This window comes from Streptomyces sp. NPDC007205 (genome assembly GCF_040634095.1).
Taxonomy (GTDB): Bacteria; Actinomycetota; Actinomycetes; order Streptomycetales; family Streptomycetaceae; genus Streptomyces.
Genome location: NZ_JBEYEW010000009.1, coordinates 145111 through 169380, shown reverse-complemented (window position 1 = coordinate 169380; position 24270 = coordinate 145111). Strand labels below are relative to the sequence as shown.

The 24270-nt window shown below is 72.1% G+C and carries 26 protein-coding genes; 11 read left to right on the top strand and 15 right to left on the bottom strand.

The window, feature by feature from the left end; genetic code table 11:
* Window positions 1-11 precede the first annotated feature (11 nt).
* Window positions 12-908: a LysR family transcriptional regulator gene (locus ABZ624_RS17875; RefSeq protein WP_360089055.1), complete on the bottom strand. Its 897-nt coding sequence runs from the start codon at window positions 906-908 to the stop codon at window positions 12-14.
* Between the two features lie 123 nt (window positions 909-1031).
* Here ABZ624_RS17875 and ABZ624_RS17870 point away from each other — a divergent pair, with 123 nt between their 5' ends.
* Window positions 1032-1382 carry a DoxX family protein gene (locus ABZ624_RS17870; protein ID WP_360089052.1) on the top strand — a complete coding sequence of 117 codons (351 nt, stop codon included), beginning with the start codon at window positions 1032-1034 and terminating at the stop codon, window positions 1380-1382.
* Window positions 1383-1420: 38 nt separating this feature from the next.
* On the opposite strand, the gene ABZ624_RS17865 is transcribed toward ABZ624_RS17870, so the two are convergent.
* The 6 genes from ABZ624_RS17865 to ABZ624_RS17840 form a co-directional block, all read right to left on the bottom strand.
* Complete coding sequence (locus tag ABZ624_RS17865; RefSeq protein WP_360089049.1) at window positions 1421-2626, bottom strand: PP2C family protein-serine/threonine phosphatase; 1206 nt, start codon at window positions 2624-2626, stop codon at window positions 1421-1423.
* Window positions 2623-3723 (bottom strand): FUSC family protein, encoded by a 1101-nt coding sequence (locus ABZ624_RS17860; RefSeq protein ID WP_360089046.1) that lies wholly within the window; start codon window positions 3721-3723, stop codon window positions 2623-2625. The genes ABZ624_RS17865 and ABZ624_RS17860 overlap by 4 nt, the downstream gene beginning before the upstream one ends.
* A gap of 340 nt (window positions 3724-4063) precedes the next feature.
* Window positions 4064-4615 (bottom strand): DUF3291 domain-containing protein, encoded by a 552-nt coding sequence (locus tag ABZ624_RS17855; protein WP_360089043.1) that lies wholly within the window; start codon window positions 4613-4615, stop codon window positions 4064-4066.
* A 32-nt stretch (window positions 4616-4647) separates the two neighbouring features.
* Window positions 4648-5337 (bottom strand): helix-turn-helix domain-containing protein, encoded by a 690-nt coding sequence (locus tag ABZ624_RS17850; protein ID WP_360089040.1) that lies wholly within the window; start codon window positions 5335-5337, stop codon window positions 4648-4650.
* 254 nt (window positions 5338-5591) lie between these two features.
* Window positions 5592-6716: a mannose-6-phosphate isomerase gene (locus tag ABZ624_RS17845; protein WP_360089037.1), complete on the bottom strand. Its 1125-nt coding sequence runs from the start codon at window positions 6714-6716 to the stop codon at window positions 5592-5594.
* 1 nt (window position 6717) lies between these two features.
* A complete protein-coding gene (locus tag ABZ624_RS17840; RefSeq protein ID WP_360089034.1) occupies window positions 6718-7131 on the bottom strand; it encodes an SRPBCC family protein in 414 nt (137 codons plus the stop codon).
* 246 nt (window positions 7132-7377) lie between these two features.
* On the opposite strand from ABZ624_RS17840, the gene ABZ624_RS17835 reads away from it, so the two are divergent.
* On the top strand, window positions 7378-9183 hold the full coding sequence (locus ABZ624_RS17835; RefSeq protein WP_360089031.1) for an alkaline phosphatase family protein: 1806 nt from the start codon (window positions 7378-7380) through the stop codon (window positions 9181-9183).
* Between the two features lie 32 nt (window positions 9184-9215).
* Here the strand turns inward: ABZ624_RS17835 and ABZ624_RS17830 are convergent, their stop codons facing one another.
* Window positions 9216-9392 carry a hypothetical protein gene (locus tag ABZ624_RS17830; RefSeq protein WP_360089028.1) on the bottom strand — a complete coding sequence of 59 codons (177 nt, stop codon included), beginning with the start codon at window positions 9390-9392 and terminating at the stop codon, window positions 9216-9218.
* A gap of 507 nt (window positions 9393-9899) precedes the next feature.
* Window positions 9900-10709 carry a serine hydrolase gene (locus ABZ624_RS17825; protein ID WP_360089025.1) on the bottom strand — a complete coding sequence of 270 codons (810 nt, stop codon included), beginning with the start codon at window positions 10707-10709 and terminating at the stop codon, window positions 9900-9902.
* Between the two features lie 245 nt (window positions 10710-10954).
* On the opposite strand from ABZ624_RS17825, the gene ABZ624_RS17820 reads away from it, so the two are divergent.
* From ABZ624_RS17820 to ABZ624_RS17810, 3 genes are all read left to right on the top strand, one after another.
* A complete protein-coding gene (locus tag ABZ624_RS17820) occupies window positions 10955-11995 on the top strand; it encodes a permease (protein WP_360089022.1) in 1041 nt (346 codons plus the stop codon).
* Window positions 11992-12717, top strand: a complete 726-nt coding sequence (locus ABZ624_RS17815; RefSeq protein ID WP_360089019.1) for a TIGR03943 family protein — start codon at window positions 11992-11994, stop codon at window positions 12715-12717. The genes ABZ624_RS17820 and ABZ624_RS17815 overlap by 4 nt, the downstream gene beginning before the upstream one ends.
* A gap of 674 nt (window positions 12718-13391) precedes the next feature.
* Window positions 13392-13994, top strand: a complete 603-nt coding sequence (locus ABZ624_RS17810) for a hypothetical protein (protein ID WP_360089016.1) — start codon at window positions 13392-13394, stop codon at window positions 13992-13994.
* A 395-nt stretch (window positions 13995-14389) separates the two neighbouring features.
* Here the strand turns inward: ABZ624_RS17810 and ABZ624_RS17805 are convergent, their stop codons facing one another.
* Both ABZ624_RS17805 and ABZ624_RS17800 read right to left on the bottom strand, forming a co-directional pair.
* Entirely contained in the window at window positions 14390-14761 is a 372-nt protein-coding gene (locus ABZ624_RS17805; RefSeq protein WP_360089013.1) for an STAS domain-containing protein, read from the bottom strand.
* A gap of 340 nt (window positions 14762-15101) precedes the next feature.
* Entirely contained in the window at window positions 15102-15368 is a 267-nt protein-coding gene (locus ABZ624_RS17800) for a GlsB/YeaQ/YmgE family stress response membrane protein (RefSeq protein ID WP_360089010.1), read from the bottom strand.
* 243 nt (window positions 15369-15611) lie between these two features.
* On the opposite strand from ABZ624_RS17800, the gene ABZ624_RS17795 reads away from it, so the two are divergent.
* The 3 genes from ABZ624_RS17795 (at window position 15612) to ABZ624_RS17785 (ending at window position 19172) form a co-directional block, all read left to right on the top strand.
* Window positions 15612-16736, top strand: coding sequence for a TerD family protein (locus ABZ624_RS17795; protein ID WP_360089007.1), 1125 nt, complete (start codon window positions 15612-15614; stop codon window positions 16734-16736).
* A gap of 89 nt (window positions 16737-16825) precedes the next feature.
* Window positions 16826-17188, top strand: coding sequence for a metalloregulator ArsR/SmtB family transcription factor (locus ABZ624_RS17790; protein WP_360089004.1), 363 nt, complete (start codon window positions 16826-16828; stop codon window positions 17186-17188).
* 277 nt (window positions 17189-17465) lie between these two features.
* Window positions 17466-19172: an LCP family protein gene (locus ABZ624_RS17785; RefSeq protein WP_360089001.1), complete on the top strand. Its 1707-nt coding sequence runs from the start codon at window positions 17466-17468 to the stop codon at window positions 19170-19172.
* A 41-nt stretch (window positions 19173-19213) separates the two neighbouring features.
* On the opposite strand, the gene ABZ624_RS17780 is transcribed toward ABZ624_RS17785, so the two are convergent.
* The 4 genes from ABZ624_RS17780 to ABZ624_RS17765 form a co-directional block, all read right to left on the bottom strand.
* The gene (locus tag ABZ624_RS17780; RefSeq protein WP_360088998.1) at window positions 19214-19447 is read right to left on the bottom strand and encodes a hypothetical protein; all 234 of its coding nucleotides are present in this window, start codon (window positions 19445-19447) and stop codon (window positions 19214-19216) included.
* A 66-nt stretch (window positions 19448-19513) separates the two neighbouring features.
* Window positions 19514-20383, bottom strand: a complete 870-nt coding sequence (locus ABZ624_RS17775; protein ID WP_360088995.1) for a class II glutamine amidotransferase — start codon at window positions 20381-20383, stop codon at window positions 19514-19516.
* Between the two features lie 426 nt (window positions 20384-20809).
* Window positions 20810-21007, bottom strand: a complete 198-nt coding sequence (locus ABZ624_RS17770) for a hypothetical protein (protein ID WP_360088992.1) — start codon at window positions 21005-21007, stop codon at window positions 20810-20812.
* A 336-nt stretch (window positions 21008-21343) separates the two neighbouring features.
* Complete coding sequence (locus ABZ624_RS17765) at window positions 21344-22336, bottom strand: TIGR01777 family oxidoreductase (protein WP_360088989.1); 993 nt, start codon at window positions 22334-22336, stop codon at window positions 21344-21346.
* A gap of 197 nt (window positions 22337-22533) precedes the next feature.
* Between ABZ624_RS17765 and ABZ624_RS17760 the strand changes: the two genes are divergently transcribed.
* The 3 genes from ABZ624_RS17760 to ABZ624_RS17750 all read left to right on the top strand — a co-directional run bounded on the left by ABZ624_RS17760 (window position 22534) and on the right by ABZ624_RS17750 (window position 24052).
* Entirely contained in the window at window positions 22534-23199 is a 666-nt protein-coding gene (locus tag ABZ624_RS17760; protein WP_360088986.1) for a ScbR family autoregulator-binding transcription factor, read from the top strand.
* Window positions 23200-23279: 80 nt separating this feature from the next.
* Window positions 23280-23513 carry a hypothetical protein gene (locus ABZ624_RS17755; RefSeq protein ID WP_360088983.1) on the top strand — a complete coding sequence of 78 codons (234 nt, stop codon included), beginning with the start codon at window positions 23280-23282 and terminating at the stop codon, window positions 23511-23513.
* On the top strand, window positions 23510-24052 hold the full coding sequence (locus ABZ624_RS17750; protein ID WP_360088980.1) for an NADPH-dependent FMN reductase: 543 nt from the start codon (window positions 23510-23512) through the stop codon (window positions 24050-24052). Before ABZ624_RS17755 ends, ABZ624_RS17750 begins: the two co-directional genes overlap by 4 nt.
* Window positions 24053-24270 lie beyond the last annotated feature (218 nt).

The window sequence follows — 24270 nt, the reverse complement described above, 5'->3', positions numbered from 1 at the left end:
GACACGTCCCGTCAGACAGGCGGTGCGAGGTCCAGGCAGCAGCGGACGAAGTCCCGTACGACCGGATTGCGGTCGTCGGCCGGTGCCCAGGCCACGCCCACCCGCGTCGGGCTCACCCCCGTGACCGGGCGGTAGACCACACCCGGGCGGGAGTAGAACCGCACCGCTGACTCGGGAGCGAGCGCGATGCCGTACCCGTTGGCGATCGCGCTCAGCCAGTCGTCGGGCTGCTCGGTGACCGCGCCGACCCGCACCGGGCGGCCCTCGCGCTCGTCGGCGGCCAGCCAGTGGTCGCGCCATGCGCCGGTCTCCTCCGGCGCGGCGACGAACGGCTCGTCCCACAACTCGCGGAAGGCGATCTCGGCGCGCCCGGCGAGCGGATGTCCGCTCGGCAGCGCCACCCATCGCGCCTCGCTGAACAGCACCTCCACCCGCAGCGCGGCCTGACCCGGGAAGGGCAGGCGCACCAGCGCCGCGTCCACCTCGCCGTCGGCCAGCCCCGCACTCGGGTTCGCCCAGGACGCCTGCCGCAGTTCGGCACGCCACCCGGGGCGCCGCCGGGCGAACTCCGCGACGATCTCCTGGGTCGCCTCGTTGGCCGCGCTCGCGATGAACCCCACGCGCAGGATCCGCGCGGACCGCCGGCCGGTGGCCTTCGTGGCGTGCAGGGCGTCGTCCCAGGCGGCGAGCACCTCAGGGGTCCGGCGCGCGAGTTCCCGGCCGGCGTCCGTGAGCGCCATGCCGGTGCGCGAGCGGTCGAAGAGCCGTACCCCGAGCTGGGTCTCCAGCTGCCGGATCTGCTTGGTCAGGGCGGGCTGGGACACGAACACGCGCTCGGCGGCGCGGGTAAGGCTGCCGTCCTCGGCGACGGCGAGGAAGGACCGCAGCAGCCGTGTGTCGACGTCCATTCCAACAGGTTATAGACGCTGGTATTGGACGTCACGCCGGCCTTCCGAGCACGGTGGGAGACACCCCCTGGACCATCTGGGGCACGCCCGCCGGGCCGCCCCTCGCTCGGAAGGCCTGCTGTCGTGGAACTCGCCCATGTGACCGTCACCTGCGCCGCCGCCCTGGCCAACGCCGGCATCGCGGCGGCCGATCTCGCGAAGGCGCCGTTCGTGCGCGCCAACTCCGCCGAAGTCGGCGTGGCCCCCGCCTGGCTCCCCTCGCTGGCCCTGCTGAAGGCGGCCGGAGCGGCCGGGCTGCTCCTCGGTCTGCTGGGCGTTCGCCTCCTGGGTATCGCGGCCGGCGCCGGCCTGGTGCTGTTCTATCTCGGGGCGCTGATCGCCCATGTGCGGGCACGGGTGTTCCACAACATCGCGTTTCCGGGCCTCTTCCTCGCGCTGGCGGCCGGCGCCCTGGCCCTGGCGGCGACGCGGTGAGCGGCGATGGCCACGGTTCCCGTGACCCGGGCGGCCTCTCACGGCAGGCGCTCCATGGCGACCAGGGCCGCGTCGTCGCCGAGGTCGCCGTGCACGTGGACCAGGAGATCGCGGCGCAGGGCGGCCACCATCGCCTCCAGCGGCCGGCCGGCGTGCGCGTGCACAGGGGCGGCCAGGTCGTGGAAGCGGCCCCGGCGGTCGCGGCCTTCGATGAATCCGTCGGTGTACAGCACGAGACGGTCGCCCGGAACGAACGGCACGCTCTGGGCGACCGGTTCCGCCTGCAGCAGATCGCCCAGGCCGAGCGGCGCGCCGGGCCGGTCGGGCTCGTACGGTCTCGCCTCGCCCGCGTGGACGACATACGGCTCGGGATGGCCGCAGTGCACGATGCGGGCCACGGGATCACCGGGCGGGAACTCCACCAGGAGCGCCGTCGCGAACCGTTCCGTGAACAGCGCGTCCGTTTCACCTCCGTCGGGGCCGTCCGTGTCCGATGCGCCGTCCAGCGCGGCGATGTGCCGGCGGGCCCGTTCGTCCAGCTGCTCCGCCACCCTGGTCAACGACGGCTCACGGTACGCCAGTTCCCGGAACGCGCCGAGCAGGGTCGCCGACGCGCCGACGGCCTCCAGCCCCTTGCCCCGTACATCACCGATCACGATCCGTGTGCCGTACGGCGTGTGCAGCGCCTCGTAGAAGTCGCCGCCGATCCGCGCCTCCGACTCGGCCGGCAGATACACACCGCTCAGGGCGAGCGAGCCGATCCGGCGGGGGAGGGGGTGCATCAGGGCGCGCTGTGCGGTCTCGGCGACGGAGCGGACCTGACGGAGCTGCCGTTCCCGGCGCTGCCGCAGGGAGCACGCGGCCAGCGAGGTGAGTCCGACCACGAACAGGCTGCCGAGGGTGACGTTGGAGTCCGGGTGTCCGCAGCTGCCGGCGTCCCACTGGAGCAGCCCGGTGATCACGAGCACGGCGCAGACGAGTACCGCCGTCGCGCGCCAGGGAAGCAGGGCGGCGGCCAGCACCGGGACGGCGGCCATCACCGGCGAGACGTGCAGCCAGTCCGGGGTGAGCACGTCGGTGAGGGCGACGACCACCAGGAGCAGCACGGGAGCCGGGGCCAGGAGCGCACGGGGGCCCGGGCGGCGGGCCCAGTGCGCCGGGGACCGTCGCGACGGTGTCCGGCTCGCGGGTGCGGCGTCCTGCTCGGTGGTCGTGTCCGTGAGGTCAGTGGTGTGAGAGGTCATCGTCGCGGTGAGGGCCGTAGCGGGTCAAGGAGCCGACGGGCTCCGGCGGGCGGGGTGGGGGCGGGTGCCGACAGGCAGGTCAGGGCCGACTCCAGGGGGCGCAGGAGACGCTGGTCCGGGACGTCCGTGCCGGGGGGATCGCAGCCGGGGGCGCCGAGCCGGGCGAGGGCGTGGCGTGCGGCGGGCAGGGCGGGGTGGGGCCGGCCGCCGCGGCAGGAGTAGGCGCACAGGGCGGTCGTCCGCAGCAGGCGGGCGTACGGCTGCGCGAAGGCGGGGCCGGGGCGGGTGCCCTCGGGCGCGCCGGGGTGGGCGTCGAGCAGCCGGCCCGTCGCGCTCACCTGCCCGGCGACGTCGGTCAGCGTGCGCAGCACCCGGTGATCCAGGTGCCAGCGGCGGCGCCGTGCGGTCGGCCGGACGTTCCAGCGCAGGCTCTCGTGCGCCTCGTCCACGGCGGTGCGAGCCCGGGTCAGTGCCGTGCCGAGGTCGTCCTCCCAGGCCGCGCCCAGTCTGCTCCGCGGCCGCTCGTGCCGTACGACCGCGTCGGCCAGGCCGTCGAGGTGGCGGGCGATCAGCAGTCGCAGGTCCTCCAGCGCCCGTTCGGCGGACCGTACGCGTACGGCGGGGAACAGCAGCACGCTGCACGCCAGCCCGAAGCCGATGCCGAGCACGAGCTCGGCGAGGTGGGCTCCCAGTTCTGCGGGGTGGCGGCCCTGGACCAGGGCGAAGGTGATCAGGGCGGTCGTGGGGACGTGCAGGCCGTGGTGACCGAGGAAGCCGTGCCGGGCCAGCAGCACGGAGGCGAAGACGACGAGGGCCAGGCCCGCCATGCCGGGCTCGGCGTACAGCGCGCCGGGTACGGCGACCAGCACGCCGAGCAGGCAGCCGGCGGCGTAGCGGGTGGCCGCGGAGACCGTGGCCACCACCGTCGTCTCGACGATGAGCAGGGCGGCGACGGCGCCCGGGTAGGGCTCGGAGATGTGCAGCAGCGTCGCGCTGGTCTGCCAGGTCAGACCGGCCGCCACCGTGGCGCGCGCGGCCTCGGCGCCGCCGGCCTGTCCGATCCGTGCCATGAGAGCGGGCAACCGCGCGCTGTGCATGCTCGTCCCTCCTCTTCCCTTTCCGTATCCCGACAAGACCGCCCAGGATAATCGGACAAATGCCGCGTATAGCAAATAAGGAATGCGTAGGGATGTCCGCTGCTCGGCTTATGGGCGCCCCGTTCAAGTCTCAACAACAGGGCCTGTGTTCGCGCCTCTGCAAGGTGTGCGTCCCGGCTCACGCACTGCGGGTCGGCCTGGACGGACTGCTGCTGGCAACTACGGCGCATGGTCCTGGCAGTAACGGCGCATGCAGGAAGCCTTGGTTGATGGTGGTGATCGGGGGGAGGTGATCGAAGGGACCGGTGTCGCCAGTCCTGTTGGACTCGCCGTCCCTGCTCTATACCGCCTTGTCCCCGGCGGGCGTCGGCCGCCCGCTCCGGGCGGCCGTCCCGGCCTGCGCCGGCGGTACGGCCTGGAGGTGCTGGGCGGACTCGGCGGCGGTGTAGGAGGAAGTGAAGGTGAATGCGTGGGGGGATGGTCCGTGCGCCCGCAGGTCCGCCAGCCGTTCCATGGCCTCGTCGACGGTCGGGAGGTGACCGGCGGGGACCCACCAGAGCACCAGATGTGCCTCGACGTGCCGCTCGAACCAATCACGGCGTCGCTGCATCGCCTCCAGGTGCCCGCTGCGGTAGGTGAAGTCCCACAGGGCCCGCTGGGTCTCCCACACCGACAGGGTGACGATGACGTTCTCGCCCGCCGGGCGCAGGCCGGTGGCGTCGGGCTTCCCCTCCTCCGCGAGCCGCCACACGAAGCCGGGGGCGCCGTCCGCGGCGGCGTTCACCGGGTCGAGCATTTCCACGAAGGGCGCCGTGCGCGGGTCGTCGAGCGGGTGGCGGAGCGTGGCGACGTTGAAGTGGGCAAGGTGGGCGGCATGCGCGGATGCGGTCATGGCCTCATCCCAGCAGACTCCCGCTTTCTATGTCAATGATGATTGTTTTTAGAAGCTTCGACCACCACGCAGCACTCCCCGGGTCGGGCGTCCATGCGGGCGCGGATGGGACCGTCCGTCCCGAACAGCCCCTCCAGCAGTGCGAGATTCATGCCGCAGACCAGCGGCGGGAAGCGTTCGGCGACGGCATGGAAGGGGCAGTTGCGCATACGCACGACGCGCGCGGCTGCCCCGGGCGCCCCCTGGTCGCCTTCGGCGCCTTCCAAGTGGGGTTCGTAGCCGCGGGCCGCCAGCATCTCCATGGCCTCTTCGAGACCGCCGCAGGGTGCCGCGGAGCCGCGCAGGGTCTCACCCCGGCGGCGCGCGGCCGCGCAGAGACCGGCGTCCAGCCCGGCCTGCTCGGCGGCCTCGGCGAGCAGCTCGGCGGCGGTGCGGTAGTCGCGGGCGGGCAGCGACACCGCCCGCTCGACCCGGGCCCGCGTGTACACCTTGGCGGGCCGGCCCGCCCCCGGCCCCGAGCGGCCCGTCAGGCGGCGGCTGCCGCTCTCCAGCAGGCCGACCTCGGCGAGCTTGTCCAGATGGTGCGCAGCGAGAGTGCGCGCCACCCCGGCCGCCTCGGCGGCCTCGTTGCGGCCGACCTCGCGGCCTTGCGCCACCACGTACTCGTACAGGCGCCGCCGCACCGGATCCTGCAACGCCGCGATCGCTTCGATGTCCTCCACCCGGCCATTCTAGGAACAATCCAGGTCGGAGATAGAAGCCCGGGACGATTCCCGTCAGTCAGGAACCGACGGATGACCAGGGCGTCTCGAAATCCTTCGTGCCCTTGCCGGACAGGGGGCCAACGGACCGTCCCACGGTCATCGGCAACTGCGGTTGCTGTACCGGTCGTTCCCGGCGCGCTCGCCCTCGGGATCGCGGCCGTGCTCCGTCTTCGGGTCGTGGCCGCACTGCGGGTCCTGCCGCGCCCTCAGGGTCACCTCCCAGGACCGGGTGCCCGCCGCCCATGGAAGGGGAACCACCGCACCCGGGGTACGTCGCCGAGTGCGGAGATCGCGGTGGGGCCGTGCCCCGCGGCTGTCAGGGGCTTCTCGATGTCGGTCGCCAGGTCGGGGAGATAGCCGAACAGGACGTCGGCGGGCCCGTCCACCCGCACCTCTCCCAGGGCCGCCGGCAGCAGCAGGGTCCGCGCCCGGTCCAGGTGGCCGGTCCAGCCGCCGGCGGCGACGGTGACCGGGGCGCCGGCGTTGGTGAGAACCTGTGCCGTGGTGAAGGCGCGGGTGAGGGAGGCGGTGCTGCCGGCGGTCCAGCGTTCCAGGGCGAAGTACGGCCCCGCACACAGCACCGTGCGCACCACGGAGTCCGCCTGCGGGACGCTCAGCCCCGGCTGGAACTCCGGCCGTGGCCCGGGCCGCCACTCCTCCAGCAAGCGCCCGATGTTCGCCTCGTGCTCGCGTTCGTCCAGGGGTGCGCCGTCCGCCATCCGCCACGGCATGGCGTGCTGCTGGATGTCGGAGGTCTGCTCGATCTCGTACACCAGCGGGCCCGGCCCGAAGCTGTGCGGGGTCCCGTCGGGGACGTAGACGGTCTGCCCGGCGTGTACCGGCAGACGGCGCATGACCGCGTCGAAGTCCTGTGCGAGCAGGGCCCGGCGCAGCCGCGCGCCGTCGACTCCGGGACGGGTCCCGACCAGCGCGGTGGCGCCGGGCACAGCGTCCAGGACGTGCCAGGCCTCGGTCTTGCCGTGGGGCTCGCCCTCCAGACGCCGGGCGGTGGCGTCGTCGGCGTGCAGATGCACGGGCAGGGCCCGGGTGGCGTCGATGAACTTGGTGAGCAGCGGAAAGCGCGGGCCGTGCGGGCGGTCGCCCAACAGTCCGTCCGCGTGCTCCGCCATGAGCCGGCGCAGACTCAGCCCGGCGAGCGGGCCCTCGGTGACCGTCGCGCCCTCACCATCGACATCGCTCACCTCCCACGTCTCGGCGACGCGACCCGTCGGCAGACCCGTGCGGCCCAGCCGGTCGGCGAGGGCCCGCCCGCCGAAGACATGCTGCTTGACCGGCGTGGTGAGGCTCAGCGGATACCAGGCCACCCGGTCCGGCATCTCAGCCGGCCGCGTTGTCGACGCGTATGCGCACCTGCTCCTCCAGGCGCCTGAGGCTGCCGTCGAGTGCGTCGTACACCGCCTGCTCGCCCGGGTCGTGACCGTCGTCGAAGAACGACAGGTGCACCGTCACCTCGCTGGCGCCGCTGCCGATGCCGGCCACCTGCAGCCACCCCGCGTAACTGCCCTGCTCCCGGGTGCCCCACTCCAGCCGCATCTGCTCGGGCTCGGAGCGCAGCAGCGCGGGCATGTCCTCGCCGGAGGTGTCCTCGTGCACGGTCACGGCGGGCGGGTCCCCGGCGTCCACGTGCAGGGCGTCCGGGAGCCATGCGTCGAGCTGGCCGAGGTTGGCCGCCTGGTCGAAGACCTGCTCGGGCTGTGCGGGCATCGTCCGGGACCGTTCGTACTCGCCCATGGTCCACCGCCCCTCCACTCGGAAGTCGTACCCCCACCGCGTGCCCCTTCCGGCGCGACCGAAAAGCCCCGCACGGCCGTTCCTGCGGACCGAGCCTGTGCGCCCCCAACTTGTCTGGTCAAGTTTGGTCGTGGTTCTTCCGCTCGACGGCGGCGTCCCGTACTCATGTCCCGTTCGTTGCGCACAGCCAGGCCGTGCGGACAGCACTCCTCACGGCATCCTCACCTACAGGACGAGGTACCACGTATGCGACTGCGCTGGAGATCTCCCGTCGGGCTCCTGGCCCTCCTCGGTGCACTGATCGTCGCCGCTCCCGCCCCCGCCCGGGCGGCCGGGAGCAGCGGCAACCTGATCGTCAACGGCGATGCGGAGAGCGGCGGTTACTGCACCCAGGACTGGGCGGCGGCCACCACGGTCCCGGGCTGGACCACCCAGGCCGGCGGACCGGACGTCATGTGTCACAGCGTCGCCTCCTTCGGGCTGCCGAGCGACGGCGGGACACCGGGCAAGGCGTTCTTCGGGCCCGGCAACTTCGGCGACGGCTCCATGAGCCAGACCGTCGACGTCTCCTCGGCCGCCACCGCCATCGACGGCGGCGGTGTGCACTACGACCTCTCCGGCTGGCTCGGCGGCTGGACCACCTACGGCGGACACGTCGCCGTGAGCCTGCACTTCCACGACGGCAGCGGACGCCCGGTCGGCGCCACCGCCAAGCTGCCCACCGTGTCCGCGAGCGACCGGGGCCTGGCCACCAAGTTCCTCTCCCGCAGCACCAACGGTGCGGTGCCGGCCGGTACCCGGTCGGTCCAGGTCGAGGTGCAGTTCCTGTCGACGACCAGCGAGACCGGCTACCTCGACAACCTCTCCCTCACCCTGGACACCCCGGTCACCGCACCGGCCCCGCTCGCACCGCCCGTCTCCGAAGTCCCCGGCTACGACCATGTGTTCACGGTCATGATGGAGAACACGGACTACTCCGAGGTCATGAACGACCCCGCGGACACGCCGTACATGCACAGCCTCATGTCCCAGGGCGCCACGCTCACCGACTTCCACGGCGTCTACCACCCGAGCGACGAGAACTACCTCGCCATCGCCGGCGGCGACACCTACACCAAGGGCGCCACCTACTTCCCGAACATCAACTCCCCCCAGCGCAACCTCGGCGACACCATCGAGGCGGCAGGCAGGACCTGGAAGGCCTATGAGCAGGGCATGGGTACCCCCTGCAACACCAGGAACAACAACGACAGTTACTACGAGCCCGACGACGCGCCCTTCATCAACTACACCGACATCAGCGGTGACGCCACACGCTGCGCGGCCCACCTGTTCGACACCACCCAGCTGACCACCGACCTGAAGTCCGCGGCCACCACACCCGCCTTCTCCTGGATCGCAGCCGACGACTACTACGACGGTGAGGCCTCCGGCAACGGCAACGCCACCAGCCTGAAGACACAGGACGGCTGGCTGAAGCAGACGCTCGCCCCGGTCCTCGCCTCCCCGGCCTGGACCCAGCAGCGCTCGCTGCTGATCCTGACCTGGGACGAGAGCCAGAACGAGGGCTACAACCACATCGCCACCACCCTCGTCGGCTCCCAGGGCACCGTCCCGGCCGGCACCAGCAGCCCGCTGCACTACGACCACTACGGCATCGGCCGCACCATCGAGGCGGCCCTCGGCCTGCCCGGCCTCACGGCCAACGACACCTACGCGACACCGCTCAACGCCGCGTTCGCCCCGTCCGGCGCGAGCACACCGACGCTCACCGGCGACCTGAACGCGGTCTCCGACGGCGGCAACGTCACCTTCCGCTACTCGGTGCCGTCGGCGGCCCAGGCGAACACCAAGAACTGGATCGGCGTCTACCCGGCGGGCGTCACCCCGGGCAAGCAGTCCTCGCTCACCTGGTCCTACGCCCCGAACGCCAGCGGTGCCCTGACCTTCTCGACCGGCAAACTGAGCGGAGCGGGGAAGTACGACGTGTACTACTTTGCCAACGACGGCTACTCGGTCCTGGCCGGACCGTTCTCCCTGACCGTGGGCTGAGCCCGCAGGCAGGCGTCAGCGGTATGGCCGCGTCAGCCGTCGGCGCCTGCCGGTGGCCGGGGTGCCGTGTCCGCGGCGAGCCCGGCCCGATGGGCGAACAGGGCGGCCGGGACCCGGTTCTCCAGACCCAGCCGGGTCAGGACGCGGTTGATCCGGCTCTTGACGGTCGCCTCGCTGAGCCGAGGTCCGCGGCGATCCGCGCGTTGCACAGTCCCCGCGCGACCAGCACGAGGACCTGGACCTCGCGCTCGGTGAGCGTGCCGGCCTCCGGCGCCGGGGCCGGCGCTGGAGCGAGGAGGGCGGGGGCACCGCGGTGACGGTGTCGATCAGACGACTCGCCGGCGGTGCCCCGGCTCGCCTTCTTCCCACCCCAGGGCACGACCGTACGGATCGCCGGCGTCAGTCCGTCCCGCGCCGTGACCGAGCGGCTGCAGACTACGCTCGCCCGGTTCGCCGACGGTTCCGGTGGCGTCGCCGCTGCCTCCGCCTCGGCGCTGCCTCCGCCTCGGCGCTGCCTCCGCCTCGGCGGTGCCTCCGCCTCGGCGGTGCGGCCGGCGATGACCGCGGTCGAGAACGACCTGCTGGATCCGACCCGGCGCGAGGCCGCCGCGGGCGCGAAGATCGTTATCTGGCCCGGGGAAGCCGTCGGGACCCAGGCGTCGCACGCGCCCGCCGCCATCGCCGCCGCCCGGTGGGCCGGTGACGACGGTGTGGGCTCACGCGACCGCCCGGCGGGCCGTCTTCTCCACCAGGGAGATCCCGTCACCCATCGAGGCGCTGCCGTTCGACAGGACCGCGACGAGGTAGCGGTGCCCCTTGGCGGTGACCTGACCGACGCTGTTGACGTCCCACAGTCCGGAGGGGTTGCGCTGCAGCCAGCCGTTCTTCAGCGCCGGTGGGGAGCCGGAGCCGCCGGCGGCGGAGACCCCCCAGGTCTGCTCGGGGACGACGTGACCCATGAGGGTGCGGAGGTAGGTCCGGGACTCCGTGGTCAGCCCGCCGGAGCCGGACTTGGCCGGCGTACCGCTGTCGAACACGGCCCTGAGCAGCCGTATCTGGTCGCTCGCGGTCGTCCGTGTCAGCCCCCACGTGACGCCGGGCCCGCCCGTGGTCGAGGTCAGCCCCAGCCGTTTGTTGGCGGCGGCCAGCCCGGGGGCCCGGCCGATCTGCCGCCAGAGCGCGTTGGCCGCCGTGTTGTCGCTGCGCTCGATCATCGGCTCGGCGCGCCCGCGTTCACCGGCGGTGAGCCGCCGTCCCGCGTCCTGGGCCTGGAGGAGCAGCGTCGCGAGGATGTCGACCTTGACGATGCTGGCGGTGTCGTACGCGCTGTCCTTCCCGTGCACCACGGGGGTGCCGGCTCCGTCCAGATCGAGCACGGCGGCCGTGGCGTGCGGGGACGCGGCCGGAGCGGAGGCGGCCACGGCCGGTGCCGGGTGCAGGGCGCCGGCCGCGAGGAGGGCGCCGACCGAGGCCAGGAGGACGCCGGTCCGTGTGTGTGCGGCGGTGGGGGAGGGGCGAGACGGCATGGCCCCGAACGTAAGCAAAACGCGCACCGGGCGAAGTGGCAGCCGTCACCTTCCCGCGGATCGGCGGCCGATTGTGAGAAGAGCCACCGAAGGGCCACGCAAGAGCCACCGAAGAGCTGCTGACGCCACCGACGCCACCAATGGGACGCATTGCGCCGCATGAGCGGGTCATACGGCGGCGTGTATGCGCGGACGGATCGCGTGTCTCGCTTATCGTCGGCCAGACACCGACATCCGGAGTGATAATGGAAAAATCGGATGAATTGGTTGATGTGGTCGACGGCGTGGCGGTCGTCCCCGTCGGCTCGCTGCCCGTACGCCGCATCCGGCCGTGGCCGTTCGGCGCCGCCCTCGCGATCGCGGCCGGCGCCGCGGTCGTGCTCCTCCTGGCCGGCGCCCACTGGCTGAACCAGCCCGCCGTCCAGGCCTGGCGCACCGTCTGCCTGGCCATCACCGTCCAGGCCCTGCCCTTCCTCCTGCTCGGCACCGCCCTGTCCGGTGCCATCAACGCGTTCGTGCCGGCTGGTCTGTTCACCAGGATCCTGCCGAAGAGAGCCGCCCTCGCCGTGCCGGTCGCCGGCGTCGCGGGCGCGGTGCTGCCGGGCTGCGAGTGCGCGTCCGTCCCCGTTGCCCACAGCCTGATCCGACGGGGGGTCACCCCGGCCGCCGCCTTCGCCTTCCTGCTCTCCGCGCCCGCCGTCAACCCCGTCGTACTCACCGCCACCGCCGTCGCCTTCCCGGGCAACCCCGCGATGGTCGCCGCCCGGCTGCTCGCCTCGCTCGCCGTCGCGGCCGTGATGGGCTGGCTGTGGCTCTGGCTGGGCAAGGAGGAGTGGCTGCGGCCGGTCCTGCGGCACCGGCACACCGGCCACGAGCACGGCCGCAGTCGCTGGAACGAGTTCCGGCTCGGATTCCAGCACGACTTCCTGCACGCCGGCGGCTTCCTCGTGCTCGGCGCCATGGCCGCCGCCACCTTCAATGTCGCCGTGCCGCGTTCCGTCCTCGACGCCTTCTCCGGCTCGCCCTGGCTCTCGGTGCTCTTCCTGGCCGGACTCGCCGTGCTGCTGGCGGTCTGCTCGGAGGCCGACGCGTTCGTCGCCGCCTCCCTCACCGGGTTCTCGCCGACCGCGCGGCTCGCGTTCATGGTGGTCGGCCCCATGGTCGACCTGAAGCTGATCGCCCTTCAGGCGGGCACCTTCGGGCGGGCCTTCGCCTGGCGGTTCTCCACGGCCACCACCGTCGTGGCGGTCGCCGCGAGCGCCCTGATCGGAGGCGCACTGCTGTGAAACGCCCCGTGCAGACCCTGCTCCTGACGCTGACCGGCACCGGCCTGCTGCACACCGCCCTCTTCACCGACATCTACCTGCGCTACGTCAAGGCCGGTCTGCGCCCGCTGCTCATCGTCTCCGGTGCCGTCCTCCTGCTGCTCGGCCTGGCCGCGGCGGCCCTACGGGACCAACCGCGGCACACCGCCCACGAGCACGGCCACGACCACGCCGGCGCCCCGCGCGTCGCCTGGCTGCTGTTTCTCCCGGCGACCAGCCTGCTGTTCTACGCGCCGCCCGCCCTGGGCGCGTACACCGCGGCACGCTCCAGCACCAAGCCCGTCGCGGTGCAGAAGGGGTTCGCCGCGCTGCCCGCCACCTCACCGCTGCCCCTGACCCTCACCGACTTCACCAAGCGCGTCCAACAGGACCGCAGCCGCGCGATCAGGAGCCGGATCGTCAGGCTCACGGGATTCGTCACCCCCGCCGAGGACGACGACGGCTTCTACCTGACCCGCATCATCTTCACGTGCTGCGCGGCCGACTCGCAGACCGTCAAGGTCCGCGTGTACGGTACCGAGGCGCCGCCCGCGAACACCTGGCTCGCGGTGACCGGCACCTGGCACCCGCACGGCGGTCTCGGTACGAGGACCGCGCAGGCGGCCCTCGACGTCAAGGACACCCGCCCCATCGCCCAGCCGGTTAACGCCTACACCGACGACCTGCCGCTCACGCCGTCCTAGCCGTCGTACCCCGACGATCCCGGCTGCAGGGACGCCGGACGGCGTTCGGCGTCGGGAGCCCTGCGGCGCCGAGGAGGCTGTGGCCGCCGGGTCCTTGACGAGCCGGGCGTACGGACTGACCGCGCCGTCGTCCAGGTCGTGGTTGACCGGGCGGACGGGGGGCAGCGCTTGCCGGGTGACGACGATCCTGCCGACGCGTTGACGCGCGGGGGCGTCATCACGGGTCATGGCCGGCTTCTTCGGGTGCGTGACTGTCCCCTCGCCTGCTCCGGCCCCGTGCGCGCGGCATGCCGGAGGGAGACGGAGCGGCACCGCGGAGGACGGAACGCATCGCGGGGGACGGTGCGGCACCGCGGGGGTCGGTGCCGCTCCTGAACCAACCGTCCGCCGGCCTCCCGGCGTCCGACCAGTGCCCTTCGGCCCTCGGCCTGCCGGGGCCGGACGTCCCGGCCCCGGCAGGCCGGAAGGGTGCCGGGGCGAGGTCGGTATGCCCCTCTTCGGCACTCACACCGCAGGCAGCCGGATTGGGGTGCACGATGGTGTCGTGGCACTCCACGGGCGGATCCGGGAGACCTCCCGGGACCCGCTCGCCACCCGCCCGGCGAGGTCCCGTCCGGCGCGGCGGACGCGGAGTGCGCGGCGAAGCCGCCGGTGCGCGTAAGGAGGCGGTGACGATGAACCGGACACCTCCCACGACGGTCGCCCGGGTACGGCTGTGGCGCTGGCGACGCAATCCGCTGAGGCGGCACAGCGACGTCGTCGAGGCCTGGATCGTCCTCGTGACCTGGGTGTTCGCCGTGCTCGGCGGGGCCGTCGCCGGTCTCGCGGCGGCCCAGACCGCCGACTCGGCGTTCTCCGCCCGGCAGGCCCAGGTGCACGCCGTGTCCGCCGTGCTCATCGACGGCGCGGCGAGGACCCCGGCCTCCGGGAGCGGTTACGACGACGGGCGGGTATGGGCCGCCGTGCGCTGGACGGACGACCACGGCAGGGTGCACACCGACCAGGCGAAGGTCCGGCCCGGCGCCCCCGCGGGATCCCAGGTGACGGTGTGGACCAACCGCGGGGACCGCGTGGTCTCCGCGCCCGTCACGGGCGCCGCGGCGGATCTGCAGGCGGCCCTCACCGGCGCCCTCGTCGCCCCGTCGGCCGGCGCGGCGGTCTGGGCCGCGGGATGGCTGGTCCGCAACCGGCTGATCCGGCGGCGCATGGCCGAGTGGGACGAGGAGTGGAAGCAGATCGGGCCACGGTGGGGGAACCTCAGCGGCGGACGGGGCTGAGCAGCCGACCACCGGGTGCGGGAGCTTGGTTGCCACGGGGGACGCACGGACGCGGTCCTCGTCCCGGCGTCCGCTGCCGCTGGGGGCCGCACCGGCGTCCGTCGGCGGGCCGGTGACCGGCTGTTCGAGGAGCGACGGTGGGCGGAAGCACGGGGCACGAGCGCGGGGCCAGGACCGGCGGAGCCCGGACGGAACGACAGGGCGGGAAGGGCCACCCGCTTCTCGCGGATCCGGATTGCGCGGTGCACGGCTCCCAGCCGCTTCCCCGCGTCTGTTCTCGGTCCTTCCCGCCACTACCAGCACACCACGGATTCCGCCGCCTCACCAGGCCCGGCAGCCGCCGTCCGACGACTTTGTGCCCGGCAAGCCGGGCCGCAGCCGTCCCCCGGGCAGCCTCAGCCGGCCATGGCCGCGCTCACACTGGGGTAGCAGTCGACGAGGTCGGTGAGGCCGACGATCTCCAGGGTCCGCAGGACGGCTGTGCGCACGCCGGCCAGCCGCAGCCAGCCGGCCGGGCCGTGGGCACGGTGAGCGGCGATGAGGACGTTGATGCCGCTGGAATCCATGAACGCGACGCCCGTGAAGTCCGCGACGGTGCGAGCCGTCGTCGCGGGGTCCTCGGGCGTCAGCGCCTGACCCACCAGACCGGAGGTGTGGTAGTCGATCTCGCCGGACACCGTGACGACCGTGACGCCGTCCACGGTGGTACAGCTGATGGCCAGCCGGTCGAGTGCCGGCGGTTCGTTGGTGTCTGCGCTGTCTGCCACGCGTTCCTCGTCCTCACTCCGCGATCCCTGACCTGAGGTCGCCTCATCGTGGCGGCTGCCCAGGATCCTGCCCGGGATGCAGTATGGAGAAGCGCGGTCTCATCGACGTGAAGTGCCGCTCGGCCATGGCGCCCCCGTGGGAGTGGCGTCCGGAACTGGGCAGCCGGCGCAGCAGCAGCATGAAGCCCCAGGAAGGTTCCGCAGCTGCCCCCACGGTCATCGCGGTGGGTGCAAGAGCAAGCCGCAACGGCCGGGTCGGGGCGGGGCGGCCTCGGGGCAGCGAGGAAAGTCCCGACCGTTCCAACCTGTCGCTTCTACAGTGCTGTAGATTCAAGTCGGATCAGTCGCGGGAGTTTCCGAAGAGGATGCGGTAGCCGATGAGCAGTACCAGGGAGCCGCCGACCGCCGCACCCCAGGTGTAGAGGTCGAAGAAGTGCTTCTCCACCGGGCGGTCGAGGAAGCGGGCGGAGAGCCAGCCGCCGACGAAGGCGCCCGCGACGCCGATGAGGGTGGTGCCGATCAGACCGCCCGGGTCGCGGCCGGGCAGCAGCACCTTGGCGATGGCTCCGGCGAGCAGGCCGAGGATGATCCAGCCGATGATGCCCACGGTGTTGTCCTCCAGTCGGGTCGGGATCCGCGCCGAGTGCGCCGGATGCCGACACGTGAATTGCTTGTTTGCGCAAGCCTAGGGGGCAGGTGAGGTGGCCGGACGGGCGGCTTCGGTAACTGGTGACGGTCCGTCGAGGTTCTGCGACATGACCAAGACATTGCGCAATCGAGGAACTGAGAGGGACTCAAGAGCGTTGATCATGACGGATGCGGGACGTGTGAGCGGCTGCGGAGGACGTGGATGAGTGTGTCCCTGACCAAGGGCGGCAATGTGTCGCTCAGCAAGCAGGCCCCCGGACTGACCGCTGTGACGGTCGGGCTGGGTTGGCAGGCGAACACCGGGTATGAACTGGACGCAAGTGCCCTGCTGTGCGACGCGTCGGGCAGGGTGCTGTCCGACGAGCACTTCGTCTTCTTCAACAACCTGAGCAGTCCCGACGGTTCGGTCCGCCATGGTGGCGGTGGCAGCCCGGCCGACGGTGACGACCAGCGGATCCAGGTCGACCTGACCAGGGTCCCGGACCGGGTCGAGAAGATCGTCTTCCTGGTGTCCCTCTACGAGGGCGCGAGCCGAGGCCAGGTCTTCGGGCAGGTGCGCCGGGCGCACATCCGCGTCCTGGACCAGGACAGCGGCACCGAACTGGCCCGCTACGACCTCGCGTCGGGCAGCCTGTCGACCGAGACCGCACTGGTCTTCGGCGAGGTGTACCGGCACGGTGCGCAGTGGAAGTTCCGCGCGGTCGGCCAGGGTTACGCCTCGGGGCTCGCCGGCATCGCCACCGACTACGGCGTGACCGTGCTGCGGGACACGCCCTCGAAACCGGCCCCGAGCCCCGCACCGGCCCCGAGCCCGGCCCCGGTCGCCCCACCGCAGACGGCCGCCCCCGGGTACGTGCCGCCCGCTCCGCTGAACCCACCGGTCGCCGCCCCGCCGGCCCCGGCAGGCACCACATCCCCGCAACCCACCGGGAGTTCCACCATGACCTGCTTCTTCGACCCCCAGCACGGCCCGGGCGCCCTCACCGTGACCTGGTCCCCGCAGTGGGGCGTACCCCGGCCCGTCCAGGCCTGCGGCGCCTGCGCGCAGCGGATCCAGACCACGGCACCGCCGTTCTACACCCCGCCCCAGCAGGGCTATCCCCAGCAGGGCTATCCGCAGCAGGGCTATCCGCAGGGCTATCCCCAGCAGGGATACGCAGAGCCGTACGCGGACCACGACCACCATCAGCAGGGCGGCGGCCGGCGCTTCGGCGCGGGTGCGCTCATCGGGGCCGGTGCCGCGGGCCTCATCGGTGGCGCGCTGCTCAACGAGGCGTTCGACGACGACGAGCCGGATGTCGTGGTCAACAACTACTACGAGGACTGACCGGCGGCGCCCGTCCTTGGAACCCGGACGCCTACACTGGGTGGGCGCGTGTGCGTCGGCTGTGACGAGGGCGGGGACGGGAGAGGACCGTGACGGAGAATGCCGCTGGCTTCCAGGACCCGCCCGCCGAGGTGCTGGCGGAGGCTGCCGCGGCGTTCGGCCTGCTCGCCTCGCCCGCCCGGCTGCACCTGATGTGGGCCCTGTCACAGCGGGAGAGCGATGTCACCCATCTCGCGGACCGCGTGGGCGGTGCGCTGCCCGCGGTCAGCCAGCACCTGGCGAAGCTGAAGCTCGGCGGACTCGTCCGCTCCCGGCGCGAGGGCCGACGGCAGGTCTACTACATCGACGACCCCGATGTCGTCACCCTGGTCCGCGTGATGGTGGGACAGCTGACCGCCCGCTCCCGGCACGCCTCGCTCCCTGTCCAGGGCCTGCGCGGGACCGGCGGCTGACGGCACCGGCCGTTCTCACTCACATCCAGGTCCTTTCTTATACAAGGCGCGTAGACTCCCGCTCCCGTACCGTCCCGGGTCCGCATACGGTTCCATGAGATGCCTCACCTGTGAATCGTGTGTGGAGCTGCGGTGCTCGGGCCACGGGTTTGTTAGATTGCGCAACCACGCAAGCAAGGCGGAGCCGCGTGCTTCGCCAGCCCGTACATCGCCGTGCGGGCCTGGCCGTACGCTGCACGGCCCGGCCCGACGGCTCGACCCTTCAGGGGAGTGGGAGATGAGCGACCCGTGGGACGGGCCCGCCGGCCAGGCCACCCGCAGCCGTAGCGCGAGGGTGCCCGGACAGCGAGCGGCCGAGCCCGACGGGCCGCCTCCGCCGGGCGGCAGGGCCGCGGCCCGGGCGGCTGCCCGCTCGCACGGCGGCACCCGGGGGCGCCGGGGCCGTCCGGTGGGCCGCGGCAAGCGGGTGCTGAAGATCTTCGCGATAGGCCTGTCGACTGTCATCGTGGTCACGGCCGGCGCGGGGTGGTGGTTCTACGAGCACCTGAACGGCAACATCCACAGCGTCGCGCTCGACGGCAAGGGCGGCGCCGAGAAGGCGGACGCCTTCGGCCGTACCCCGATCAACATCCTGGTCATGGGTTCGGACGGCCGTACCAGCGCGGCCGACTGCAAGCTCGGCGGCGGCTGCGCGAAGACCGGGGTGCAGACCGGCAGCAACGCCGACGTGCAGATGGTGGTGCACGTCTCCGCCGACCGCTCCAACGCCACGGTCATGAGCATCCCCCGCGACACCATGGCCAAGGTCCCGGCCTGCAAGGACAGCGAGAGCGGCCAGTCCACGAACGGCTACTACGGGCAGATCAACAGCGCGCTGCAGTACGGTCCCGCCTGCCAGGTGGCCACCGTCCACCAGCTCACCGGCATCCCGATCGACCACTTCGTCAAGCTGGACTTCTCCGGCGTGGTGAAGATGTCCGACGCCGTCGGGGGCGTCGACGTGTGCGTGAGCGACGACGTCTACGACACCTACTCGCATCTGAAGCTGTCCAAGGGCGCCCACACCCTCAAGGGCGTCGCGGCGCTGGAGTTCGTCCGCTCCCGGCACGGCTTCGGCGACGGCAGTGACCTCGGCCGTACGATCTCGCAGCACATCTTCCTCAGCTCGATGATCCGCAAGTTCAAGAGCGCGGGCACGCTGACCGACCCGACGGCGGTGTACGACCTCGCGGACGCGGCGACCAAGGCGCTGACCGTGGACGACGGCCTGGGCAGCGTGAAGAAGCTGATCTCGCTCGCGTCGGACGTGAACAAGGTGCCGACGAAGCGGATGACGTTCACGACGATGCAGACGGCCCCCGACCCGAACAACAAGGACCGGGTGGTCGTGGGCCAGGGCGCCAGGACCCTGTTCTCCACCATCGCCAACGACCAGGCGCTGACCACCGGTTCGGGCAAGAAGTCCGCGGCGGCCCAGGCGACCGCCAAGCCCACCGCCTCGGCCGTACCGGCGTCGCGGATCGCCGTCACCGTCGAGAACGGCACCACGGTCACCGGCCGCGCCTCGGACATCGCGACCGCGCTGACCGACCAGGGCTTCAGCCCCGAGACGGCCACGGCGAACGCGCCGAGCCCCGCCACGACCACGACCCTGACCTACGGCACCGGTCAGAAGGGCGAGGCGCAGACCGCCGCCAAGGCGCTGGGCCTGTCCTCCTCGCACCTGAGGCAGGGCACCGGCACGGGCCTGACCCTGGTGATCGGCAGTGACTGGCCCAGCGGCAGCAGTTACCCGGGCGGCAGCTCCTCGTCGGCGCCCGCAGACACCCAGGCCGCCGTTTCCAACGCTCACGCCTCCACCGCCGACCAGGCCAAGACCTGCGCCAAGGTCAGCCCCTACAAGACGGTCGAACTCAACGGCGTCTCCATGACACCGTCCCAGGCGTACGCGGCGGCGAGGAAAGAGCCCGACTCGGACGCCTGACCGCCGCGTGGCACTGCGCGCGGCGCATGTCTCCCGCCGGTTCAGGGACTGGCGACGTCGAAGCCGTACCGCAGCGGCTCGGTGGTGATGGTGTAGTCGCGGCGGTACAGGTACACCGCCGCCGCGTGTATGCCGCCGGGCGGTGCGGCCTCGACCGGGCAGGGGTACGTCACCTGGATCACGCGCGGCCGGTCGGAGACCTTCATCCGCAGCCCGTCCGCCGGCCCTCCGTCGAGCACGGCGGTCTCCCAACCCGTCACTTCGGTAGTCTCCACGACGGAAATTTTACGGGTTGCGCAAGTTTTGAGCCGGTGAGGCGGATCACGGGGACGGCCGCCGGGCTACGCGGGCCGCTGGGAGGCTGCCGCTTCGGGGCGCAGGTCGGACAGGGTGAGGGGGTGCGCCGGGGGATCGGCGAGTGCGATGCGGGAGGTCGCCCGCAGGTCGGCGCCGACGTGGAGCAGTTCGCCGGGCGCCATGAGGTGCCAGTGCGGGCTTTCGTCCATGCGCTCGCTGGCCACGACGACGGACGGGCGATCACCCAGATGCGCTGAGCGCACCCGCAGATGACCGCCCCGGCCGGTGTGGTCCAGCTGCCGTGAGCCCTGCTGACCGCCCGCCGGGCGCCGCAGGACGTACAGCTCGTGGGTGGCGGGATAGCGCAGCGCCCACAGCTCCCGGGCGGTGACGAGGACGATGTTGAGCGCGAACAGGGGCAGGTTCCGGGCCACCCAGCGTGCGGCCGACTCCAGGCCGGCGGACACGTTTCCGCCGTGCGCCGCGGTCTCCCGCGTGACCAGGGCGAAGAAGCGCTCGGAGTCGGTGTCGCCGTGCACCAGTGCGCGGTCCTCGCCCAGGTGACGGTCGAGTTCGTCCAGTCCCTCGATCACACCGTTGTGGGCGAACAGCCGCCCCTGCTGCTCGAAGGGGTGGGTGTTGCGTACGTCCAGCCCGCCGGTCGAGGCGAACCGGATGTGCGCGAGGAACGTCGCCGACTCGACCTCCCGGGCCTCCCTGGCGAAGACGCGGTCCTGATAAGCCGCGATCGGTGCCTTGTGCACCTCGGGCGTGCCGTCCGGGTCGAAGAAGCCGAGCCCGGTGCCGTCGGGTTCGCGGTGACTCTGCGCGCTGAGACTGTCGGGGGCGTCCAGCAGCCAGAACGTGGCGTGCGTGCGGAGCGGGGAACTGATCAGCCCGAACAGTCGGCACACGGCATCCTCCTCGTCGCCCGTCCTTCGCCGGGATCCGCCGCGGGACACCCGGACGCCCATGGTCCCGCGCGGCGGACTTTCCCGCACCCGGCGCCTCAACCAGCCGGGCGCAGCACCGAGTCGACTGCTCCGTCGATCGTCGGGTGAGCGAACGTGGTGCAGGGCGCGGCCCGCCGGTCGCGGACGCGGACACCAGGAGACGCGGTGGGTCGGCCGATGCGGCGCAGGCTCGCGTGAGGGTGTCGGTGCGGCGCATCCGGCTGTCGCGGCCCTCCCGCCGGTCGGCAGCGGTCCACCGCTTGTCGCCGACTCCCGCGCCGACCAGGTGGTCGACGGCGTCGACGCCGTCCAGCGCACCGGGTTCACGGCGGCCACCACGACCGGCTTCGCCACCTTCGGTCTCCTCTCCCACCACCTGGTCGAGCATCACCTGATGGCCACCGGGTCGGTGCCGGCCGTGGACACCGTGGCGGCACTGGTCACGGGGCGGCTGTACGACCGGTTCGGCCCGCGCGTCCGGGACGGCCTGCCCGTGCTCACGGCCGGCGTGGCGTTGCTCGTGTTCACGGACACCGTCGCCGTCGCGGTGGCCGGGTCGCTGGTCCGGGGTGCCGCCATGGGCATCGAGGAGTCCACCCTGGCGGGCGGCGCGCTGACCGGCGGCCTGTACGGCTACTCGATTGCCCTGCTGATCACGGTGGTGGCCACGATCCAGGTCGTCGCGCTGATGCTGCCGGCGTCACCGGGGCGGCCCGGTCCCCACTCCGTCGCCGGTGACCGGGGCCAGATCCGCCCCCATGATCGGGGCCAGGTCCGCCGTGCGTACGCCGTTTCCCATCGCCGGGTCAGGTTCCGCCGCGCGTACACACTCTCCCGTCACCGGGTCAGGCCCGGCGTGCGCACCCCGTTTCCCGTCACGGGGCCGGACCCGCCAAGCGCACAGGGCGTCCTGTCACCGGGTCAGGTACGCCGCCGGAACGCCGCCTCCTGCACCCGCCTGCGACGCCCCGCCCGGGACGACCTGGCCCGTCGCACGAGGTCCGCGGCGGCCGGCTGCCACTCGCGATACGCGAAGTCGAACCCGGCCTCCCGCAGTCGGCCCGGGACCACCCGGCGGCTCTTGAGCAGCAACTCCGTGTCCGAGCGCAGCGCGAACGCCCCCAGCTCCGCCATCCACCGCGTGGCCGGCAACCCCACGGGGACACCCCAGGCCGTGCGCAGCGCCCGCATGAACTCCCGGTGCGGCAGTGGGCCGGGGGAGGCGAGGTTCACCGGCCCGTCGATGTCGTCCCGCTCGATCAGGAACTCCACCGCGCGTACGAAGTCCTCGTCGTGGATCCAGGAGACGTACTGCGCCCCACCGGCGACCGGTCCGCCCAGCCCCGACCGGGCGAGCCTCAGCAGCACATCGAAGACGCCGCCCCGGTCCGGGCTCATCACCATCGCCGAGCGCAACGCCACCTTCCGTGTCGCCGGTGTCGGCGCCTCACACTGCGCGCGCTCCCAGTTCCGGGCGATGTCGACGCTGTACGCCCAGTACTCCGGGACCCCGGCCTCCGAGCCGCCGATCATCCCTGTCGCCTCGTCGTTCGCCGCGTCGAAGCGATGGGCGTAGATCGTCGCCGTGCTCATCTGCAGCCACACGCGCGGCGGTCGCGCGGCGGCGGCGATCGCCTCCCCGACCACCCGCGCCGAGTCCACCCGCGAATCCATCATGGCCCGCAGGTTCTCGGCGGTGTAGCGGCAGGAGACGCTGCGTCCGGCCAGGTTGATGACGACATCGCTGCCGTCGACCACGTCGGCCCAGCGCCCGGGCGTGACCCCGTCCCATCCGATCTGCCGTTCCCTCTCACGGCGCCGGGTCAACACGGTCACCTCATGCCCGGCTGCCGTCAGCGCCCGGTCGAGAATCGTGCCCACCTGTCCGGTTCCCCCGGGCAGAACCACCTTCATCGAGCCTCCTCGGTTCGGTGCGCACAGCGTAGCCCCATGTTTGAACGCGTTCAAAAATGCCGGAGTCCGACCCTGTTGAGGCTCATGTCAGGCGCATGTGCCAAGTCCACGACAACGGTCCCGCTGCCCCTCGGCGTTGACATGCGCTGCGGTAAGGTACGAGCTGTTTGGTTTAATTTTCAGCTTGAGGAGGGTCCATGGCTCAGCAGGAGCGAGCTGTCCGGACCCGGCGCGCTGTTCTCGAAGCCGCCGCGGCGGTCTTCGCCGAGCGCGGATACGCGGCGGCGACCATCGCCGAGATCCTCAACCGGGCCGGCGTGACCAAGGGCGCCCTGTACTTCCACTTCGACTCCAAGGCGGCCCTCGCCCAGGGCGTGCTGCAGGAGCAGATCACCACCGAGTACCACCTCACCCGGGAACTGAAGTTGCAGGAGTGGGTCGACGCGGGCATGACCCTGGCCCAGCGGCTGCCCCAGGAACCCATGCTGCTCGCGGGCGTCCGGCTCTCCGCCGACCTGCAGGGCCGCGATGTCTTCGGCAGTGCCTGGCCGGCCTGGGCCGAGCTGACCGGGGCCGTGCTGGCCGAGGCCAAGGAACGCGGTGAGGTGCTCCCGCACGTGGTGCCCCAGGAGGCAGCCGAGGTGTTCCTCGGCGCGTGGATCGGCGTCCAGTTCATCTCCCAGGCCGTCGCGGGCTGGGCCGACCTCGACCACCGTATGTCGGCCCTCTTCAACCACCTGCTCCCGGCGATCGCCGCTCCGGCCGTCCTCCTCCGCCTCGACACCGCACCGGACCGGGGGGCCCGGGTGATCGCGGAGGCGCGGCAGAAGTCGGCAGCGCCGCTGGCCGGCGCCAACAGCTGAGTCCGCCGCCCGGTTGTCCTCGGTATGACCGGCCTGACCAAACCGCTGGGTCGGTTTCTCCATGAATGGATCCCTGCCCGATGAACGACGACTGGGAATGGGACGAGACCCTCTTCGAGGGCGCGGCCGCCTCCTACGAACAGGGCCGACCGCCCTATGCCCCGGGGCTGGTGCCGCTGCCGGCCGAGGTGCCGGCGGCCGACGGACAGGGACGGCTGCTCGACGTGGGATGCGGACCGGGGACCGTCGCCATCGGAATGAGGTGTTCGTCCGGCGTGAACCCGCAACGCGGACGCGGTAGGTTGAGCGGATGACGTCAACGCCCTTGGTTCTGTTGCTCTCCGGGAGTCTGCGCCAGGGATCCACCAATGAAGCTGTGCTGCGTACCGCGCAGATCGTGGCGCCGTCCGTGGGTGTCGACACGGTCATGTACGAGGACCTGGCCCGGCTTCCGCACTTCAACCCCGACGACGACACCGACCCGCTGCCGGCTCCGGTCGCCGCGCTGCGGACGGTGCTCGACCGCGCGGACGCGATCCTGATCTGCACCCCCGAGTACGCGGGCACTCTGCCGGGCGCGTTCAAGAACCTGCTCGACTGGACGGTCGGCGGCACGGAGATCTGCGACAAGCCGACGGCATGGATCAACGCGGCCGCCCCTGGCCGGGGCCAGGGTGCGGAGGGCACAATGCGGACGGTGCTGGGCTACACGGGCGCGGACATCGTGGAACCCGCCTGTGTGCGGATTCCGGTGGGGCGGGACCTGCTCGCCGAGGACGGGCTGATCACGGATCCGGAGGTGCGCCGCAAACTCGGTGAAACACTCGGCCTGTTGACGCAAACCGCCGCCTGAGCCGGTTCACCCCTCCGCTGTCCGTTACCGTCAGGGCCGCCGCCACCGCGCCGGCCACGGACTGTCGTTCGAAATGGCAAAAGCTGTGCGACATGCTGTGCGGGCATCTACGGTAGGGGACTGCCTCTTGGTGTCAATGGCGCGTGGGCGGCGGCAGCGTCGGGTGGATGTCCGGTGGACAACTCGTCAGCCTGCAGCGGGTGTTGACGCAATGCCTG

What these genes read in the sequence shown, in the direction of transcription:
- ABZ624_RS17840 (WP_360089034.1), bottom strand. Translation starts at nt 7,131, where the DNA reads ATGGGCGAGTACGAACGGTCCCGGACGATGCCCGCACAGCCCGAGCAG.
- ABZ624_RS17875 (WP_360089055.1), bottom strand. Translation starts at nt 908, where the DNA reads ATGGACGTCGACACACGGCTGCTGCGGTCCTTCCTCGCCGTCGCCGAG.
- ABZ624_RS17825 (WP_360089025.1), bottom strand. Translation starts at nt 10,709, where the DNA reads ATGCCGTCTCGCCCCTCCCCCACCGCCGCACACACACGGACCGGCGTC.
- ABZ624_RS17750 (WP_360088980.1), top strand. Translation starts at nt 23,510, where the DNA reads ATGACGTCAACGCCCTTGGTTCTGTTGCTCTCCGGGAGTCTGCGCCAG.
- ABZ624_RS17755 (WP_360088983.1), top strand. Translation starts at nt 23,280, where the DNA reads ATGAACGACGACTGGGAATGGGACGAGACCCTCTTCGAGGGCGCGGCC.
- ABZ624_RS17855 (WP_360089043.1), bottom strand. Translation starts at nt 4,615, where the DNA reads ATGACCGCATCCGCGCATGCCGCCCACCTTGCCCACTTCAACGTCGCC.
- ABZ624_RS17810 (WP_360089016.1), top strand. Translation starts at nt 13,392, where the DNA reads ATGAACCGGACACCTCCCACGACGGTCGCCCGGGTACGGCTGTGGCGC.
- ABZ624_RS17835 (WP_360089031.1), top strand. Translation starts at nt 7,378, where the DNA reads ATGCGACTGCGCTGGAGATCTCCCGTCGGGCTCCTGGCCCTCCTCGGT.
- ABZ624_RS17785 (WP_360089001.1), top strand. Translation starts at nt 17,466, where the DNA reads ATGAGCGACCCGTGGGACGGGCCCGCCGGCCAGGCCACCCGCAGCCGT.
- ABZ624_RS17845 (WP_360089037.1), bottom strand. Translation starts at nt 6,716, where the DNA reads ATGCCGGACCGGGTGGCCTGGTATCCGCTGAGCCTCACCACGCCGGTC.
- ABZ624_RS17860 (WP_360089046.1), bottom strand. Translation starts at nt 3,723, where the DNA reads ATGCACAGCGCGCGGTTGCCCGCTCTCATGGCACGGATCGGACAGGCC.
- ABZ624_RS17795 (WP_360089007.1), top strand. Translation starts at nt 15,612, where the DNA reads ATGAGTGTGTCCCTGACCAAGGGCGGCAATGTGTCGCTCAGCAAGCAG.
- ABZ624_RS17820 (WP_360089022.1), top strand. Translation starts at nt 10,955, where the DNA reads ATGGAAAAATCGGATGAATTGGTTGATGTGGTCGACGGCGTGGCGGTC.
- ABZ624_RS17760 (WP_360088986.1), top strand. Translation starts at nt 22,534, where the DNA reads ATGGCTCAGCAGGAGCGAGCTGTCCGGACCCGGCGCGCTGTTCTCGAA.
- ABZ624_RS17765 (WP_360088989.1), bottom strand. Translation starts at nt 22,336, where the DNA reads ATGAAGGTGGTTCTGCCCGGGGGAACCGGACAGGTGGGCACGATTCTC.
- ABZ624_RS17865 (WP_360089049.1), bottom strand. Translation starts at nt 2,626, where the DNA reads ATGACCTCTCACACCACTGACCTCACGGACACGACCACCGAGCAGGAC.
- ABZ624_RS17770 (WP_360088992.1), bottom strand. Translation starts at nt 21,007, where the DNA reads ATGCCCATGGCGGCACCCCGGACCAGCGACCCGGCCACCGCGACGGCG.